Genomic DNA, 16,068 nt, shown 5'->3' on the forward strand with positions numbered 1-16,068 from the left:
TAATCTCCCCTTTATTAAATTAATTCAAATACTCCAGCAGCTCCCATGCCGCCTCCAATGCACATTGTCACGACGCCAAACTGCTCGCCTCTCCTTTTCATCTCGTGAATGAGACTTAACGTTAACTTCGTTCCAGTACATCCTAGTGGGTGACCCAGTGCAATCGCACCACCGTTTACATTCACCTTGTTAGGATCAAGGCCTAGCTGACGTATAACGCGTAAGGATTGTGAAGCAAATGCTTCATTTAATTCGAACAAACCAACATCTTGTAAATCGACTCCTGCAAGCTTCAACGCTTTCGGAATCGCTTCTACAGGTCCAACTCCCATAATCTCAGGTTCAACTCCAGCAACCGCAAAAGAACGGAATTTCACTAGTGGAGTTAATCCTTCTGATTCAGCCTTTTCACGGTCCATTACGAGTACTGTGGCAGCGCCATCACTCATCTGAGAAGAGTTCCCCGCTGTTACAGAACCACCCAAAGTAAAGGCTGGGCGCAGTTTCCCTAGTGCTTCTAATGACGTATCAGGTCGAGGACCTTCATCCCGCGCGAATACGAATGTCGATTCGACTAATTTACCGTCTTCCCCTAACTCTTTCTTGGTCACTTCAACAGGAACAATCTCATCGTCGAATTTACCTGACTGAATCGCAGCCGCAGCTCGTTTATTACTTTCAAGTGCAAACGCATCCTGGTCTTCCCTTGAAATTTCGAATCGCTTCGCAACTTCTTCTGCGGTGTAACCCATACCCATGTAATATTCAGGTGCTTTCTCAACTAGCGTTAAGTTCGGCTTGAATACATGCCCTGGTGTCGGTACCATGCTCATCGACTCTGCACCACCTGCTAAAATCGTGTCACTGTAACCAAGCATGATTCGCTCGGCAGCATAGGCAATGGTTTGCAGACCACTAGAACAATAGCGGTTGATGGTAATACCAGGAACGGTATGAGGCAATCCTGCCAATCCCGCAACGTTTCTAGCCATATTGTTTCCCTGCTCTGCTTCTGGGATGGCACATCCTAAAATGAAGTCATCTATATTTCCCTCATAATTATTGGCACGCTTCAGTGTTTCTTTAACCGTTAACGCCGACAAATCGTCCGGACGAGTATGAACAAGCGTCCCACGCTTTGCCTTCCCTACAGGTGTTCTTGCTCCTGCTACAATTACTGCTTCCTTCACGGTTCATCCCCCTTTTCCGTACTAATTTCTTAGCGGCTTTCCTTTAACTAGCATGTGTTGCATTCGTTGTTGGGTTTTCGGTTCACCCACAAGTGACAAGAAGGCTTCACGCTCTAAATCGAGCAGGTATTGTTCGTCAACAAACGTACCCTGATTGACACGCCCACCAGCCAACACATGTGCAAGTTTCTCTGCAATCTTCGTGTCATGCTCACTGGCATATCCACCCCAGGCCATTGTTCTCGCACCCATCATCATCACAGCATATCCTTGTTCACCTGCGACTGGGAACGTCGTACGCTTTGGTGGGCGATAGCCTGATCGTGCTAGGCCAAGCACTTTCTGCTTTGCATCGTTCAACAAATGGCTTCCATTAACACTGATGGCGTCGTTAGAACTTAAGAAGCCATTCTGTTCAGCTTCCGCAGCAGACGTACTTACCTTTGCGGTTGCAATTGTTTCGAATACATTTATAGCCGTTTGTTGAACATCAACTAGTGATGCAGGTGTGCTAGATAAGTGCTTCAGATAAAGTTCCTTGTTGCCTCCCCCACCTGGAATGAGGCCAACACCGGCTTCTACAAGCCCCATATATGTTTCCTGTGAAGCTTGAATTGCCGTGGCAGGTAACGCGATTTCTGCTCCTCCACCAAGTGTCATACCATGTGTTGCAACCACTACTGGCTTCGCTGCATATTTAACGTTCATCATAGCTTGTTGGAAGTTGTTCACGACCATGTTCAATTCTGGGTAGTTAAAGTCTTGCGCTTCCATGAGAATCATGGCTAGGTTTGCACCGACGCAGAAATTCTTCGCCTGATTTCCAATCACAAGACCTTCGAAATTCTGTTCAACTTCTTCGATCGCATAATTAATCATTTGAACGATATCAGGTCCGATGGAGTTGTTCTGAGAGTGAAATTCGAGTAACGCCACTCCATCACCTAGATCAATCAGGCTTGCTCCACGGTTTTGTTTAATAACACCTTTTTGTTCCTTTACTAAGTGAAGGTGTATTTCTTTTTCGTTAAATTCTTTTTGAATATATTGGCCTTGATGATAAAAGTAAACGTTTCCATTTTTGTTCTTGAAGAAGGTTTCGAATCCTTTATCTAGCATCTCATCCACCCATTGTGGAAGTTGTTCTCCTTCTTCTTTCATTCGTTGGACGGATTCCTTCACTCCAATGGCATCCCACATTTCAAATGGGCCTAGTTCCCAGCCGAATCCCCATTTCATGGCATCATCAATCGACTGAATATCATCTGCAATTTCCCCAGTAAGCGAAGCGGAATACGTTAATACTGGTTTCACAACAGACCAAATTAAATCAGAAGCTCGATCACCTTTGAAATTGACTAACGTTCTTAACTTTTGATGCGTTCCCTTTTGTTGTTTAGCCGCTTCTGTTGCTTTTGTTTTTAACTTTTTACGTTCTTCATACTCCATTGTGGATGGATTCAGTTCATAAATGGCAGAGCCTTCAGGACTTTTCTTCTTCACGAAGAATCCTTGACCAGCCTTCTGTCCAATCCAGCCATTTTCGTTCATGGTCTTCATAAATGAAGGAGGGTCAAATACACCTTTCTCTTCTCCTTCTACTTGTTCGTAAACGTTTCTGGCAACATGTAGAAACGTATCTAAACCTACGACATCAAGCGTTCGGAACGTCGCACTCTTTGGTCGACCAATCATAGGTCCGGTGATGGAATCCACTTCTCCTACGCTATAGCCCCCTTCGACCATTTTCTGAACGGTCACTAACAGTCCATAAGTTCCGATGCGATTCGCAATGAAGTTCGGGGTATCTTTTCCTTCTACAACTCCCTTACCAAGGACATCTTCTCCAAATGTCTTCATATACTGTAATACGGACGGGTCCGTGTATGTCGTCGGAATTATTTCAAGCAACTTTAAGTAACGAGGTGGGTTAAAGAAGTGAGTTCCTAGAAAATGCTTCTGGAAGTCCTCTGAGCGTCCTTCCACCATGGCTTGAACCGAAATTCCGGAAGTATTGGAACTCACGATTGTACCCGGTGTTCTATACTCATCTACTTGAGCAAAGACCTTTCGCTTCACATCTAAGTTCTCAACGACAACTTCAATAATCCAATCCACATCGTATAGTTCTTTCATGTGATCTTCAAAGTTCCCAGTAGAAATTAACTCTATGTTCTGTTTGTCCGTAAGTGGTGAAGGCTTTTGTTTAAGCAGCGCAAGCTTATTAGCCTCACTAATTCGGTTACGAACCACCTCATCTTCAAGTGTTAATCCTCGTTTTTGCTCCTTATCCGTTAGTTCCTTTGGAACGATGTCTAGCATTAACGTCGGTATCCCAACGTTCGCTAAGTGAGCAGCAATTCCTGCTCCCATAACACCGGACCCTAGTACGGCAGCTTTCTTAATACCGTGCTTCATTCCTTCTCCCCCTATCACTTGAATGAATACTCATTCATTATTCAGCGAAAAAAATATAAGGATTGGTTTCCTTATTCTAGTTTTACTATAAATTATTTTCAGACATTTCGCAATCCTTTTGTAGACCCATCTTTTATTTTCTGTAAAGCATAGTGAGCACAGAATGAGGAAATCTAAAGGATGACTGTCTAGCAAAGAGGAGGATGTAAGATGCAACAGCAACAACAACCAACAACAAAAGGAAATTTCATGCCAGAACCACCGTCCATGGTAAGCCAGAAGGACCAGCTTTACTTAGTGGATATGTTGTCTTGGAATTTGAATGCAGCGAAGAAGGCTCATCATTTCGCTAACCTTTGTACAACGCCAGATATTAAAGCAACAATCGAACAAGTCGGACAAATGCACCAGCGCCACTACGAAACAATCCTTAGTCATTTGAACGATAAAGCAGCACCTAGTCAACAACCACCATTAAACTAAAGGAGGAGAAACCACAATGAATCAAAATCAACAGAAAATCCAAAATCCTGAAACCGCGATTCCAACGTCGCCTGAAATGAATGAACGGGATTTTATGACAGACATGCTTGCTACTGAAAAGTACATGACCGCATCCTATACAACCTACTTAAACGAAGCAAGCTCCGATCATTTGTATCAAGACATCTCACAAATCTTCAACGAATCTCAAGACTGCCAACGAAATCTTTACAATGCCATGTTTAAACATGGGTGGTATGGACTCGATCCAGCCGATCAACAGACCATGCAGCAATCTTACCAACAGTTCACCGGATATAAGAACCAGCTTCCCTACCCTCATTAATAGAAGCCTCGGCTCTCGCCGAGGCTTTCAGCTTGTGGAGAATAATCTCTATAAAGAAAAAAGGCTACCGAGAAAGTTCTCGACAGCCTTAGACTTCACACTTAGTGATTATGTTAAATTCAATTAAGAAACAACGTCATATCCTTGTTCTTCGATAGCTTCCTTAAGTTGCTCCTTCGTAACATTTACATCGTCATACATGACATCTACGTTGCCACTCTCAAGATGAACCTCTACTCCCTGTACGCCTTCAAATTCTTTAAGGGCTCCCTTTACAGCCTTTTCGCAATGATTGCACGTCATACCTTCTACGCTTAATGTAATTTGCATGGTCATCCTACCTTTCGAATTTTTATAGTTTCACTCGTTTCAGTCGCAACGAGTTACTTACAACGCTCACAGAACTAAATGCCATAGCTGCACCTGCAATCCAAGGAGCCAATAATCCTAGTGCAGCAATCGGGATTCCAGCTGAATTGTAGAATAAAGCCCAGAACAAATTCTGGCGTATGTTCCTTATCGTTCGATGGCTTAAACGTATGGCTTTAGAAATTAAATGAAGATCTCCGCCCATAATCGTGACATCTGCAGCTTCAATTGCAACATCTGTTCCAGTACCAATGGCGATTCCAACATCAGCTCGAGCTAAGGCCGGTGCGTCGTTGATTCCATCACCAACCATCGCTACATATTCTCCTTGACTTTGTAAGTGCTTGATCTGCTGTTCTTTCTCTTCTGGTACGACTTCTGCGATAACTTGGTCGATACCTAAATCAGAGGCAATGGCTTCAGCAGTTCTTCGATTATCCCCCGTCAACATAACGAGTTTAATCCCCATATCGGATAAGGAAGCTAGAGCAGCACGCGCATCTTGTTTCACTTGGTCAGCAACGGCTACAACACCTTTAGCTTCCCCATTTACAGCAACAAGCATCGCCGTTTTACCTTCTTCTTCCAGCGATTCCATTAATGGAACATATGAATCATATTCCACATTGTGCTTGCTAAGTAACTTCTTTGTCCCAATTAATAAAGAAGAATTGTGAATACTTGCTTCTATTCCATATCCAGCTTTCGCATTGAAAGAAGTTACTTCTTTATCTACATAACCTTGGTCTACACCATATTGCACAATGGCTTCTGCAATTGGATGTTCCGATTGAGATTCTGCCGCCGTTAATAGTGGTAGTACGCTCTCATCATCGATTAAATAATCGGTTACGACCGGTTTACCTACTGTTAGAGTACCGGTCTTATCAAACACGACTGTTGTAAGGCGATGTGTGGATTCTAAATATTCTCCTCCCTTATAGAGGATTCCACTTTCAGCACCTTTTCCAGACCCTACCATAATAGAGGTTGGTGTCGCCAACCCGAGCGCACACGGACAAGCAATGACCAGTACCGCAATAGCTGGTTCCAATGCAGATGCAAGTTGACCAGGGTCCACAACGGTGTACCATAACAGAAAAGTAATGAACGCAATTCCAATAACAATAGGAACAAATACTCCTGAGATTCGGTCTGCCAACCGTTGAATGGGCGCTTTCGAACCTTGGGCTTCCTCTACGACTTTAATGATGTTTGCTAATGCAGTGTTATTGCCTACTTGTGTCGCTTGCATCTCGACAGTTCCATTCTTATTTAACGTCGCACCAATCAACTTGTCACCTTCTGCCTTGTCTACAGGCATCGATTCTCCTGTTAACATGGACTCATCAACAGTAGTAAATCCTTTCAGTAACATTCCATCCACAGGAAACTTTTCTCCTGGTTTCACGAGCAATCTATCATTTACCTGAACTTGATCAATAGCAACTCGTTTCTCTTCACCGTTCACAAGCACTGTAGCTTCCTTAGCTTGTAATTGTACTAAGCTCGAAATTGCTGCAGTTGTTCTACCCTTCGCGATAGCCTCAAAGTATTTCCCTACAAGTATAAGCGTAATGAGCACAGCACTGGTTTCGAAATAAAGACTAGGCTCGTAGGTGGGTCGGATGGTTCCACGAATCGCTTCCACCACACTGTAAAAATAGGCCGCTGATGTCCCTAATGCTACAAGCACATCCATATTGGCAGTCTTATTCCTAAGGTTCTTGTAAGCTCCTTCATAAAATGGCCAACCAATCACAAACTGAACCGGAGTTGCTAACGCAAATTGAAGCCATGGATTCATAAGGAAATCTAAGAACGAAACTTGAAAGAAATGCACCAGCATGGTAAGAAGGAGCGGAGCTGACAACAGAATTGATGCAAGTAGTCGGCGTCGTTTATGCGACAACTCTTTCTCTTTCTTTGTCTCTTTATCTTCGTGCCCTCTTTGTACTGAAGCATCATAACCTAGCTTTTGAATTTTCCCAATGATGTCACTTAGTTGTAAGACACCAGATTGAAATCGAACCTGAGCTGTTTCATTCGCTAAATTAACGGTCGCCTCTTCTACACCTTCCATTCGATTGAGCACCTTCTCAATTCGATTTGAACAGGCAGCGCAAGTCATCCCTTCAACATCAAGTTCTATTTGCTCTTTCTCTACGTCATAACCAAGCTTCTGTATCTTTGATTCAATCTCATTAAGATCGATAATTTCATTATTATACGTAATGAGAGCGTCTTCCATCGCTAAGTTTACTTGCGCAGATACCCCTTCCATTCGATTTAATACTTTTTCGATTCGAGTGGAGCATGCTGCACAAGTCATTCCAGTAATACCTAGCTGGACTTGTTTTTCACTCATAGAGTTCCCCCCTCTACTTCGCAAATTGTTGAACAACTTTTAGTAACTCATCAATTGCTTCTTCTCCTTCGCCATTGTGAATCGCATTGGCAACGCAGTGATGTGTGTGTCGTTCTAACAAAGAATAGCCAACTTTGTCTATTGCATTCTTAATGGCAGAAATTTGAACAAGCGTATCTACACAATACCGATCATCTTCGACCATTTTCTGGATGCCTCTTACTTGCCCTTCAATCCGCTTAAGTCGGTTGTTAATCTGTTGTTTTTCTTCATCCGAACGAGGCTTTACGGGTTTCTTCCCGCTGTCCTCAGGTAACTCCATGTTCTTATTCATTTCCATCACCTCTTAGGTATACCATACCCCCGTATTGTATTTTAAGTCAACCAAAAAACCCCACTCAATACATGAGCGGGGTAATCAGGTCATTAGATTGATTGGTTCATACACGCAATCATTCGTTCTTCAATATCTTTGGCAGTGTCGTTTAGTTTATCATCGTTTATAAACTCAATGAGCTTAGTTGGTCTTGCCATGCCTAGTTTAGTTAACCCATCCTCTTCATAGACTACCACTTTGCACGGTAGAAAGTAGCTAACCAATGGATTCTGATCGATCATTGATTTCGCTTCTCCAGGGTTGCAAACTTCTAGAATACGATAAGTATGATTCAGTTCGTACCCTTTTTCTTGTAAAGTGTCTTTCACATTGAAGTCCCAAAGTACTCCAAACCCTTCACTTTTAAGCGAAGCTTGAATGGAATCAACCGTTTGTTCAACAGATTTCTTCGTTTCTAGCGTATAATGAAACATTTAACTTCCCTCCCAAATCATTCTTACAACCATGCATACCCCTTTAGGTATACAAAAAAACATCTAATCAGTAATCTCTTATAAATCGGAACGATTCTCATTTACAAATCGGAACCGTTACGATAGAATAAGTAAGGTTATGGACGAGGAGAGGAGAACTATATAATATGAAACGAACGTTGATGGTTACAGCTTTGAGCTTGCTGCTGGCAGCATGTTCTGGAAATTCAGCCAATCAATCAAATGATGATGAAGTAACGATTTATACAACAATTTACCCTATAGAATTCTTTGCTGAGGAGATTGGCGGTGAAGAGATGGATGTGGAAACCATTTATCCACCAGGAGCGGATGCGCATACTTTTGAGCCAACGGCTAAGACGATGACGAAACTGGCTGACAGCGACGCTTTCATCTACCTAGGTGCTGGATTAGAAGGATTTGCTGAAGATGCGGCTGATACACTGCAGAACGAATCAGTAAAACTAGTCGAACTTGGTGAGAATAAAGACATGTTCATGGAAATGGGCGAAGAAAATGATCATAGTGAGCATGGGGAAAGCGACGAGCATAACCATGACACACATGATGGCCATGATCATCACGATCATGGGGGGATTGACCCTCACATTTGGCTAGATCCTATTCGCTCTAAAGAACTCGCAGCGAAGATTGCAGACACATTAATTGAGTTAAATCCTGAGCAGGAAGAACAATATGAAGCGAATTTACAAAACCTACAGTCAAAATTAGATCGTTTAAACGAAGAGTTTAAGAGTGTCGTCACTTCTACGGAACAAAATAAAATGCTTGTATCTCACTCAGGTTATGGGTATTGGGAAGACCGTTACGGAATTGAACAGATTAGCATCTCCGGTTTATCACCAAGCGCTGAACCGTCTCAAAAAGAGTTAGAGCGCATTGTAGAGAAGGCGAAAGAACACAACTTGTCTTACATGGTCTTTGAACAAAATGTTTCAAGCCAAACCGCTTCTATCATTCAAAATGAACTTAATGCTGAAGCTGTCACGCTTCATAATCTAGCAACTCGAACGGAAGAAGATATTGAGAAAGGTTACGATTACTTCTCAATTATGGAACAAAACCTAGAAACACTAGAGAAAGTGCTTTCTAAATAAGGAGGTGGCTCGAATGGGGCAACCTGTTGTAGAAATCAATGAGTTAAGCTATGCGTATGAAGACAAAGATGTTCTAAAGAATATTGAATTCACCATTGAAGAGGGTGAATTTGTCGGCTTAGTTGGCCCGAACGGTTCGGGCAAGACTACGCTGATTAAATTATTGTTAGGCATTGAGAAACATAAGCGAGGAAGTATTCGTTTATTTGGTACGCCTATTCGTTCCTTTAAGAATTGGAATCATATTGGGTTTGTTTCTCAGAAAGCCAATAGTTTTAATTCAGGGTTCCCTGCTACTGTATATGAAGTTGTTTCAATGGGACTCACCGCAAAGGTTGGATATCTTCGCTTCTACACGAAAGCTCATCGTAAGAAGATTTATGAAGCCATCGAACAAGTGGGTATGAGTGAATACGTAAATCAAAACATTGGCGACTTATCAGGAGGTCAGCAACAACGTGTATTTATCGCACGAGCATTGGTTAGCTCGCCTAAATTGCTCATTCTAGACGAGCCAACTGTCGGTGTAGATGTGGAAAACGTCAATCGTTTCTATGACATGCTTGCAAGGTTAAATCGAGACCAGGGGATTACGCTCTTACTTGTCACTCACGATACCGGCACCATGACATCGTATGCGACTTCCATCGCGTGTTTAAATCAGGAACTTCATTTTCACGGAGATGCTCACAGCTTCGAACATTTAAACGATCAGGAACTGTCATCCATATATGGGCATTCGGTCCATCAGATGACACACGAACACTAGCGGAGGGACAATCTCATGATTTCGAGCTTTATCCAATACGAATTTTTACAAAATGCTTTATTTACCGGGCTGCTTATTGGCTTGATTGCCCCTCTACTCGGTACATTTATTGTCGTTCGACGCTTATCCGTTCTAGCTGATGCCTTGTCTCATGTGACGTTATCTGGAATTGCATTTGGATTACTGTTAGATAAGAAGTTTGGCGGATTCGTCCTAACTCCTTTCTATACAGGGATGGGGTTCTCAGTCATCGGCTCATTATTCGTTGAACAGCTAAGAAGGGTTTACAAGGCCTATCAGGAATTGGCCATTCCAATTATTATGTCTCTCGGAGTTGGCCTAAGCGTCATCTTTATCTCAGTTGCAGATGGCTTTAACACGGACTTATTCAATTATCTATTTGGCTCTGTTAGTGCCGTTAGTCGACAAGACTTGTGGACAATTCTTGGGGTGACTGTACTTGTACTTGTACTAATCATCACATTCTATAAAGAGCTATTTATGCTATCCTTTGACGAAGAACACGCTGTTGTATCAGGTATCCATGCGAGACGTATACACTTTCTATTTATTGTGTTAACAGCGCTTGTTATTGCAGCTTCTATTCGCATCGTTGGAGTATTACTCGTCTCTGCTTTAATGACATTACCTGTGGCGGCAAGCATCCGCATCGCCAAAGGATTTAAACAAGCCATTGGGTACTCGATTCTGTTCGGCGAAATATCTGTAGTCGTTGGACTTATCTCTGGATATTACTTTGAAATCCCACCTGGTGGTACAATTGTCGTAACAGCGGCATTGATTCTTATCATGACAATTTCAATGAAACGAATTCGACGAGAACTTAGACAAAAAAGGATGGTGGCGTGATGAACCTCACTCAAGCTTTAGATGTCTTAAAGAGTAAAGGATATAAATACACAGGCAAACGCGAAGATATTCTTCGCTATTTCACTTCAGAAAATGGCTATCGAACCGCTAAAGATTTGTTAGAATATATGAAGAAGACCTACTCGTCTATAAGCTTTGATACCATTTATCGAAACCTGTATTTATTCCAGGAACTTGACCTCGTAGAAGTAACAGAATTGGACGGGGAGAAGCATTTTCGCATAATGTGTAATTCAACCGAACACCATCATCATTTCATTTGTTTAGATTGTGGCAACACGGAAGAAGTCAAGGGCTGTCCTATGAAAGAAGTAGAACAACAGCTCCCTGGCTTCTCAATCGAAAACCACAAATTTGAGATTTATGGGAAATGCCCAACTTGTAAGAGCGCTTAACCATTCAGGTTGAGCGCTCCTATTTATATAAAGAAAGGATGCCGTCATTATGCAAGGAATATGGGTTCTAATTGGAGGAGCTGTTGGGTCACTAGCTCGCTACTCCCTTTCATTCATCCATGGTATCGGTCTGTTTCCCTATGGGACGCTTTTTGCCAACCTGATTGGATGTTTCCTCCTTTCCTTTCTAATAAATTTGCCTCTCATTAAAGTGTCATTGCCTCAATCATTGCGTGTGGGCGTTGGCACCGGAGTCATCGGGGGTTTCACTACCTTCTCTACCTTTTCACTAGAACTCGCACAATTGTTAAACCAATCAAAGTTCAGCCTTGGATTTCTTTACTTATTTGTTAGTATCATAGGAGGACTATTCCTTTCTTGGCTCGGCCTTCTCCTCGCAAATCGTCAGGAGGCTAAATAAATGAACTTGTTGTTGATTGCCATTGGCGGAGGATTTGGCGCTCTTGGCCGATATCTCATAGGGAAGGTATTAAACAAAGAGAAGCATAGATTTCCACTAGGAACATGGGTTGTGAATACAGTCGGTACATTACTACTTGCTTCTACATATATTCTTTATAATCACGGCACATTTCACGAAGCTATTTGGGCTCTCGTGGGCATTGGATTTTGCGGTGCCTTTACGACATTTTCTACATTTAGTCAAGAAACTGTCTCTTATCTTCTTGAGCATGAACACCCTCGCGCCTTTCTTTATGTAGGCCTTTCTGTTGCTTCTAGCTTGTTGATTGCCTATACTGTACTAGCCATATGGCTTTGACGTTCTTACGCGTTATAAATAAAGGAGATTATCTTATGATCTATCCATGGCTTGAAGCAGAAAGTGACGTACAATCGGTCGTCCTTACTGAACAACCTAACAACAATCTCGTTAAGATTGAATACTATCCCCCATCCCTTGAATGTGTAGGGATTGGAACAGATGCTGCTGTTTTTCGGCATATGGATTATCCAACTTATGCGTTTAAGATCTACACTCCTACAACTGACTACAAGCGCCTGATGGAACGGCGCGTCTATGTAGAATTGGATGGGTCCCCTTATTTCCCTACTTATTATGGGGACGAAGAACGCTATCTCGTGATTAGTTACGAAGAAGGACCTACCCTATTTGATTGTCTATTACGTGGAATTCCGATTGAGCAGCAAGTTGTCAGCGACGTAGAATCAGCGAGAGAAACATTGTTACATAAAGGGTTAAATCCAAGAGACATTCATCTAAAGAACATCATCAATCAGAATGGCCGGGCCAAGCTCCTTGACGTTTCTGAATATCTACAGCCTGGCAATGATTATCGATGGGAGTATTTAAAGAAAGGATACGAGTCGTACTATTCACTTATTAAAGGGAAGCCAGTTCCATTTTGGGTATTAGATACGACACGGAAATGGTTTCACCAACGAGATTCCTCAACGTTTCAGTTTGAGGACTTCATGAAAAAGGTAATGGCATTGAACCCATTCCGAAGGCACGAACGATGATCGAAAGGAGTTATACATGATGAAGAAGGCTTTAGATCATATTGGGATTGCTGTTCGTGATATTCATGAAAGCATCCAGTTTTACACGGAGATTTTGGGAGGTACATTAGTCGACCACTATCGTAGCGAAGCTCAAGGAGTGGAAAGTGAAGTCGCTATTATCGATGTTGACGGTTCCCGAATTGAGTTGCTTATGCCAACCAACAATGATACATCCCCAATTGCACGTTTCATGAAGCAAAAAGGGAAAGGAGTTCACCATATTGCGTACCGCGTCGATGATTTGGATGAGGCGTTACAAGAACTGAAACAACAAGGGATACGTACATTGGAAGATACGCGGAGAATAAACAAACATGGTTGTCGACTTATATATTTAAATCCTGCAGATACAGAAGGTACGATCGTTGAATACTGTGATTACCCAGATCACATCAATTAATAGTAAATCAGCCCTCTTTCTACTATAGAAAGAGGGCCTCTATTTTATCCTGCTTGCTGTTGGTCTTGCGTTTCTTCCACATGTGATTTCTTAAAGACGACACGGAGGTACGTCCAAGTGCCAATTAGAAAGGCAAACATGAAGATACTCATTGTAAACACTTGATCCCACATGTAGCTAAAGTCACCACTTGATACAATCGCCTTAAATCCGTTTACCGTATAGGTCATTGGTAGATATGGGTTGAAGGCTTGTAGAAAGTCTGGAATCAACTCAAGCGGGAACGTTCCGGCACTAGTTGTTAATTGTAGGATTAAGATAATAATCGCAATAAATCGCCCCGGATCCCCCATCGTTGTGACGAGAAACTGGATCAGCGCCATATACCCTAAGCTGCTCAAAATTGAAAAGGCGTAGAAATAACCTACACTCTCCACTTGAAGATCTAAACCAAACAAGAGCAAGCTAGCGGCTATGACAGCCTGAATGACACCTGCAATTAGAAGGATACCAAACTTCCCTAAGAACCAACTTGTCGCTGAAGTTGGTGCAACTACCGGTTCTTTCATATTAAATACAATCGACATGAGTAACGCCCCAACAAATAATCCAAGGGATAGGAAATACGGGGTGAATCCAGTACCATAGTTCGGCACCTCATTCATGGCCTCTTTACTATAGTTAACAGGAGAAGACATCATGCCATATGTGTTTTCATCCGTTTTAAGTTCGTTGGCTTCTTTACTTGATGTAGCCAATTCGGATGAGAAGGTAGTCGTCCCTTCCTCAAGTTCCTTCACCCCATTAGTTAATGAACCTGCACCGTCAGCAAGTGCTTGTGATCCGTCTGTCAGTTGGTTCGATCCTTTATTCAACTGGTCTAACCCATCTGATAAGTCTGTCGCACCTGCTACTAGCTTGTTGGCTCCTTCACGTGCTTTCGAAGCTTCACTAGAATACGCCACGAGTCCATTTTTCATGTCCGCAGCACCTTGGTCTAACGCATCGGCATTGGCTCTGAGCTCACTCATACCCGAGGCTACTTGGGCACTCCCATCTACAAGTTGCTGTGCCTGTTCGGATGCTTGTTCTAGTGTATCCCCTATAGTAGACGTCTCCTTTGATAATTGAGACACAGAGTCATTTGTGGAGCTTACCCCAGTAGCAAGACCGTCGGCCCCTTCTGAAAGTTGTTGAATCGAGGCGAGAAGCTGTTGCTTTTGCTCTTCCGGTAAAGACTCCGAAGCTTTCTGAAGCTCGCTTTCCAATTGTGAGATTCCTGCAGATAAGTCTGTTGCTTTATTACTAAGCGTTGCTGTGCCCTCATTTAGCTGCTGCACGGCGGATTGCAAGTCGCTCGCTTTAGAACCATATGAACTACTTGCGGCCACAACTTCCTGGATTCCAGCATCTACCTGCTTCATTCCTTGTTCCGCTTGAACAACTCCATCCGTATAGGAATCTACCTTGTCGCTAAATTCTACTGCGCCTGGAATCAATTGCTCATCTAGGCCGTTGCCTAATTGATTTAATCCATTCGCCAGCTCTTCAGTTCCTGCTTCCAATTCTCTACTTCCTGACGTTGCAGTCGCAATTCCATCTTTAAAACCGACAGATTTAGATGCCAGTGATTGCAGCTTGTCATAAAGCTCCTCAGAGCCTTGGCTCAAGGAAGCCGCTCCTTCGTCTAACTGAATCGCTTTTTCACTCGCGATTTGAATTTGTTCGCCAACGCCTTCAAATTCTTTATACATGATTTCCGCATACGTCTTCGTAACCTTATCGCCTACTTCTGCTTTCATCACTTCAAGGGCTGATTCTCCAATTTGAGAGGAAAGAAAGTTAAAGCTTTCATTTGGGATATAGGATAGTTCGAGCTTTTGCGGTTCTTCGTCAAGGAGCGTAGTCGCATTCTGAGAAAAGTCATTTGGAATCTCAATCAGCATGTAATAGTCTTGATTTTCAATTCCTGCATACGCTTCATCTTTCGTAACGAAGTGATAGTTAAAGTCCTTAGAATCCTTTAAATTTGTAATTAATTCTTCGCCTACATGCAACTGCTTATCCTGGTACGTAGCTCCTTCATCTTCATTGACAACCGCTACGGGTAGTTCATTCATATTGTCATACGGATTCCAAAACGCCCATAAGAACATTCCGCTATACATGAGTGGAACCATCAGTACAGCAAGGAACGGAATCAGCACTTTCTTATTCGTTACAATCTTTCTGATCTCTTGAAAGAATGGTTGAAGTCCTTTCACCGTTACACCTCCATAAGAATAAATGACCATTTCGTTATTTTAGTCATATTGCTTCAAAAAAGAAAAGGGAGCTTCCTCCTATTCAGGAGACAATCCCTTAAAAACGTGTTCGTCGAATATTTTCATAATCTCTTCTTTATTTAATGGTTCATGCCTTTCTTCCCAGTCGAAAATAAGCGAGATATAGAGCTTCACAACCACAAATGCTGTAACTTCTGGTTTTGACACCACCATTTCACCATGTTCCACCGCTTCATTAATCTTGCTCGTAATGTATTGAATCGTCGCTTGCTCTAGCTCGGTCAGCGCTTCTTTCACAGCGGGAGTGCCCATTTCTCTTGCTTCTTGTAGCATTTTAATGGTGAATTGATGTTTCATTCGATACTCTAATAGCTCATATAAGGCTAAGTGAAGGTTCTCCTTATACGTACGACCATCTTCCATCGCCGCCTCTGCTTTCTCTTTCATTTCAATCAGAAGCTGGGATACAATTTCTTGGAACAACTCTTCTTTGTTTTTGAAGAAATTATAGATTGTACCTTTCCCTACATTCGCCTGTTTCGCTACTTGATCAACGGTTGTCGCCTTGTAGCCAAAGAAAGCAAATGATTGACGGGCAGCTTCCACAATATGATTCCTGCGGTCTATGGCCATCGTTTACCTCCATCTAATGTGACTATA

18 protein-coding genes are annotated in these 16,068 nt (G+C 42.5%); 10 read left to right on the forward strand and 8 right to left on the reverse strand.

The genetic code is table 11. The features are described from left to right. Positions 1-14: 14 nt before the first annotated feature. Together H513_RS0105850 and H513_RS0105855 are read right to left on the reverse strand one after the other, a co-directional pair. Positions 15-1,190, reverse strand: a complete 1,176-nt coding sequence (locus H513_RS0105850; RefSeq protein ID WP_026799900.1) for an acetyl-CoA C-acetyltransferase — start codon at positions 1,188-1,190, stop codon at positions 15-17. 21 nt (positions 1,191-1,211) lie between these two features. Further along, complete coding sequence (locus H513_RS0105855; protein ID WP_026799901.1) at positions 1,212-3,608, reverse strand: 3-hydroxyacyl-CoA dehydrogenase/enoyl-CoA hydratase family protein; 2,397 nt, start codon at positions 3,606-3,608, stop codon at positions 1,212-1,214. A 210-nt stretch (positions 3,609-3,818) separates the two neighbouring features. On the opposite strand from H513_RS0105855, the gene H513_RS0105860 reads away from it, so the two are divergent. Both H513_RS0105860 and H513_RS0105865 read left to right on the forward strand, forming a co-directional pair. Next, entirely contained in the window at positions 3,819-4,091 is a 273-nt protein-coding gene (locus H513_RS0105860; protein ID WP_026799902.1) for a hypothetical protein, read from the forward strand. Positions 4,092-4,107: 16 nt separating this feature from the next. Further along, positions 4,108-4,437 (forward strand): spore coat protein, encoded by a 330-nt coding sequence (locus tag H513_RS0105865; RefSeq protein ID WP_026799903.1) that lies wholly within the window; start codon positions 4,108-4,110, stop codon positions 4,435-4,437. A gap of 123 nt (positions 4,438-4,560) precedes the next feature. On the opposite strand, the gene copZ is transcribed toward H513_RS0105865, so the two are convergent. The 4 genes from copZ to H513_RS0105885 all read right to left on the reverse strand — a co-directional run bounded on the left by copZ (position 4,561) and on the right by H513_RS0105885 (position 7,984). Beyond that, on the reverse strand, positions 4,561-4,767 hold the full coding sequence (gene copZ / locus H513_RS0105870) for a copper chaperone CopZ (RefSeq protein WP_026799904.1): 207 nt from the start codon (positions 4,765-4,767) through the stop codon (positions 4,561-4,563). A gap of 22 nt (positions 4,768-4,789) precedes the next feature. Continuing rightward, positions 4,790-7,174: a heavy metal translocating P-type ATPase gene (locus tag H513_RS0105875; RefSeq protein WP_026799905.1), complete on the reverse strand. Its 2,385-nt coding sequence runs from the start codon at positions 7,172-7,174 to the stop codon at positions 4,790-4,792. Positions 7,175-7,187: 13 nt separating this feature from the next. Beyond that, positions 7,188-7,508: a metal-sensing transcriptional repressor gene (locus tag H513_RS0105880; RefSeq protein WP_231572074.1), complete on the reverse strand. Its 321-nt coding sequence runs from the start codon at positions 7,506-7,508 to the stop codon at positions 7,188-7,190. A 92-nt stretch (positions 7,509-7,600) separates the two neighbouring features. After that, on the reverse strand, positions 7,601-7,984 hold the full coding sequence (locus tag H513_RS0105885) for a DUF302 domain-containing protein (RefSeq protein WP_026799907.1): 384 nt from the start codon (positions 7,982-7,984) through the stop codon (positions 7,601-7,603). A gap of 167 nt (positions 7,985-8,151) precedes the next feature. On the opposite strand from H513_RS0105885, the gene H513_RS0105890 reads away from it, so the two are divergent. Genes H513_RS0105890 through mce form a run of 8 tightly spaced genes read left to right on the forward strand, consistent with a single transcriptional unit; the run spans position 8,152 to position 13,123 of the window. Further along, positions 8,152-9,123, forward strand: coding sequence for a metal ABC transporter solute-binding protein, Zn/Mn family (locus H513_RS0105890; protein WP_026799908.1), 972 nt, complete (start codon positions 8,152-8,154; stop codon positions 9,121-9,123). A gap of 13 nt (positions 9,124-9,136) precedes the next feature. Further along, positions 9,137-9,892, forward strand: a complete 756-nt coding sequence (locus H513_RS0105895) for a metal ABC transporter ATP-binding protein (RefSeq protein ID WP_026799909.1) — start codon at positions 9,137-9,139, stop codon at positions 9,890-9,892. Between the two features lie 15 nt (positions 9,893-9,907). Beyond that, positions 9,908-10,762: a metal ABC transporter permease gene (locus tag H513_RS0105900; RefSeq protein WP_026799910.1), complete on the forward strand. Its 855-nt coding sequence runs from the start codon at positions 9,908-9,910 to the stop codon at positions 10,760-10,762. Next, a complete protein-coding gene (locus tag H513_RS0105905) occupies positions 10,762-11,178 on the forward strand; it encodes a Fur family transcriptional regulator (protein WP_026799911.1) in 417 nt (138 codons plus the stop codon). Before H513_RS0105900 ends, H513_RS0105905 begins: the two co-directional genes overlap by 1 nt. A 49-nt stretch (positions 11,179-11,227) precedes the next feature. Then, positions 11,228-11,599, forward strand: a complete 372-nt coding sequence (gene crcB / locus H513_RS0105910) for a fluoride efflux transporter CrcB (RefSeq protein ID WP_036769395.1) — start codon at positions 11,228-11,230, stop codon at positions 11,597-11,599. Further along, positions 11,600-11,959: a fluoride efflux transporter FluC gene (locus tag H513_RS0105915; protein WP_026799913.1), complete on the forward strand. Its 360-nt coding sequence runs from the start codon at positions 11,600-11,602 to the stop codon at positions 11,957-11,959. 35 nt (positions 11,960-11,994) lie between these two features. Further along, the gene (locus H513_RS0105920; RefSeq protein ID WP_026799914.1) at positions 11,995-12,681 is read left to right on the forward strand and encodes a serine/threonine-protein kinase; all 687 of its coding nucleotides are present in this window, start codon (positions 11,995-11,997) and stop codon (positions 12,679-12,681) included. A gap of 19 nt (positions 12,682-12,700) precedes the next feature. Beyond that, a complete protein-coding gene (gene mce, locus H513_RS0105925) occupies positions 12,701-13,123 on the forward strand; it encodes a methylmalonyl-CoA epimerase (protein WP_026799915.1) in 423 nt (140 codons plus the stop codon). Positions 13,124-13,167: 44 nt separating this feature from the next. On the opposite strand, the gene H513_RS0105930 is transcribed toward mce, so the two are convergent. Both H513_RS0105930 and H513_RS0105935 read right to left on the reverse strand, forming a co-directional pair. Continuing rightward, on the reverse strand, positions 13,168-15,387 hold the full coding sequence (locus H513_RS0105930; RefSeq protein WP_026799916.1) for a YhgE/Pip domain-containing protein: 2,220 nt from the start codon (positions 15,385-15,387) through the stop codon (positions 13,168-13,170). Positions 15,388-15,465: 78 nt separating this feature from the next. Next, a complete protein-coding gene (locus H513_RS0105935) occupies positions 15,466-16,041 on the reverse strand; it encodes a TetR/AcrR family transcriptional regulator (RefSeq protein ID WP_026799917.1) in 576 nt (191 codons plus the stop codon). Between the last annotated feature and the right edge of the window lie 27 nt (positions 16,042-16,068).

It is taken from the genome of Pontibacillus halophilus JSM 076056 = DSM 19796 (genome assembly GCF_000425205.1).
GTDB lineage: Bacteria > Bacillota > Bacilli > Bacillales > BH030062 > Pontibacillus_A > Pontibacillus_A halophilus.

Excerpts from the sequence above, each read along its gene's own strand:
- H513_RS0105855 (WP_026799901.1), bottom strand. The coding sequence starts at position 3,608 with ATGAAGCACGGTATTAAGAAAGCTGCCGTACTAGGGTCCGGTGTTATG.
- H513_RS0105860 (WP_026799902.1), top strand. The coding sequence starts at position 3,819 with ATGCAACAGCAACAACAACCAACAACAAAAGGAAATTTCATGCCAGAA.
- H513_RS0105865 (WP_026799903.1), top strand. The coding sequence starts at position 4,108 with ATGAATCAAAATCAACAGAAAATCCAAAATCCTGAAACCGCGATTCCA.
- copZ (WP_026799904.1), bottom strand. The coding sequence starts at position 4,767 with ATGCAAATTACATTAAGCGTAGAAGGTATGACGTGCAATCATTGCGAA.
- H513_RS0105875 (WP_026799905.1), bottom strand. The coding sequence starts at position 7,174 with ATGAGTGAAAAACAAGTCCAGCTAGGTATTACTGGAATGACTTGTGCA.
- H513_RS0105880 (WP_231572074.1), bottom strand. The coding sequence starts at position 7,508 with ATGAATAAGAACATGGAGTTACCTGAGGACAGCGGGAAGAAACCCGTA.
- H513_RS0105885 (WP_026799907.1), bottom strand. The coding sequence starts at position 7,984 with ATGTTTCATTATACGCTAGAAACGAAGAAATCTGTTGAACAAACGGTT.
- H513_RS0105890 (WP_026799908.1), top strand. The coding sequence starts at position 8,152 with ATGAAACGAACGTTGATGGTTACAGCTTTGAGCTTGCTGCTGGCAGCA.
- H513_RS0105895 (WP_026799909.1), top strand. The coding sequence starts at position 9,137 with ATGGGGCAACCTGTTGTAGAAATCAATGAGTTAAGCTATGCGTATGAA.
- H513_RS0105900 (WP_026799910.1), top strand. The coding sequence starts at position 9,908 with ATGATTTCGAGCTTTATCCAATACGAATTTTTACAAAATGCTTTATTT.
- H513_RS0105905 (WP_026799911.1), top strand. The coding sequence starts at position 10,762 with ATGAACCTCACTCAAGCTTTAGATGTCTTAAAGAGTAAAGGATATAAA.
- crcB (WP_036769395.1), top strand. The coding sequence starts at position 11,228 with ATGCAAGGAATATGGGTTCTAATTGGAGGAGCTGTTGGGTCACTAGCT.
- H513_RS0105915 (WP_026799913.1), top strand. The coding sequence starts at position 11,600 with ATGAACTTGTTGTTGATTGCCATTGGCGGAGGATTTGGCGCTCTTGGC.
- H513_RS0105920 (WP_026799914.1), top strand. The coding sequence starts at position 11,995 with ATGATCTATCCATGGCTTGAAGCAGAAAGTGACGTACAATCGGTCGTC.
- mce (WP_026799915.1), top strand. The coding sequence starts at position 12,701 with ATGAAGAAGGCTTTAGATCATATTGGGATTGCTGTTCGTGATATTCAT.
- H513_RS0105935 (WP_026799917.1), bottom strand. The coding sequence starts at position 16,041 with ATGGCCATAGACCGCAGGAATCATATTGTGGAAGCTGCCCGTCAATCA.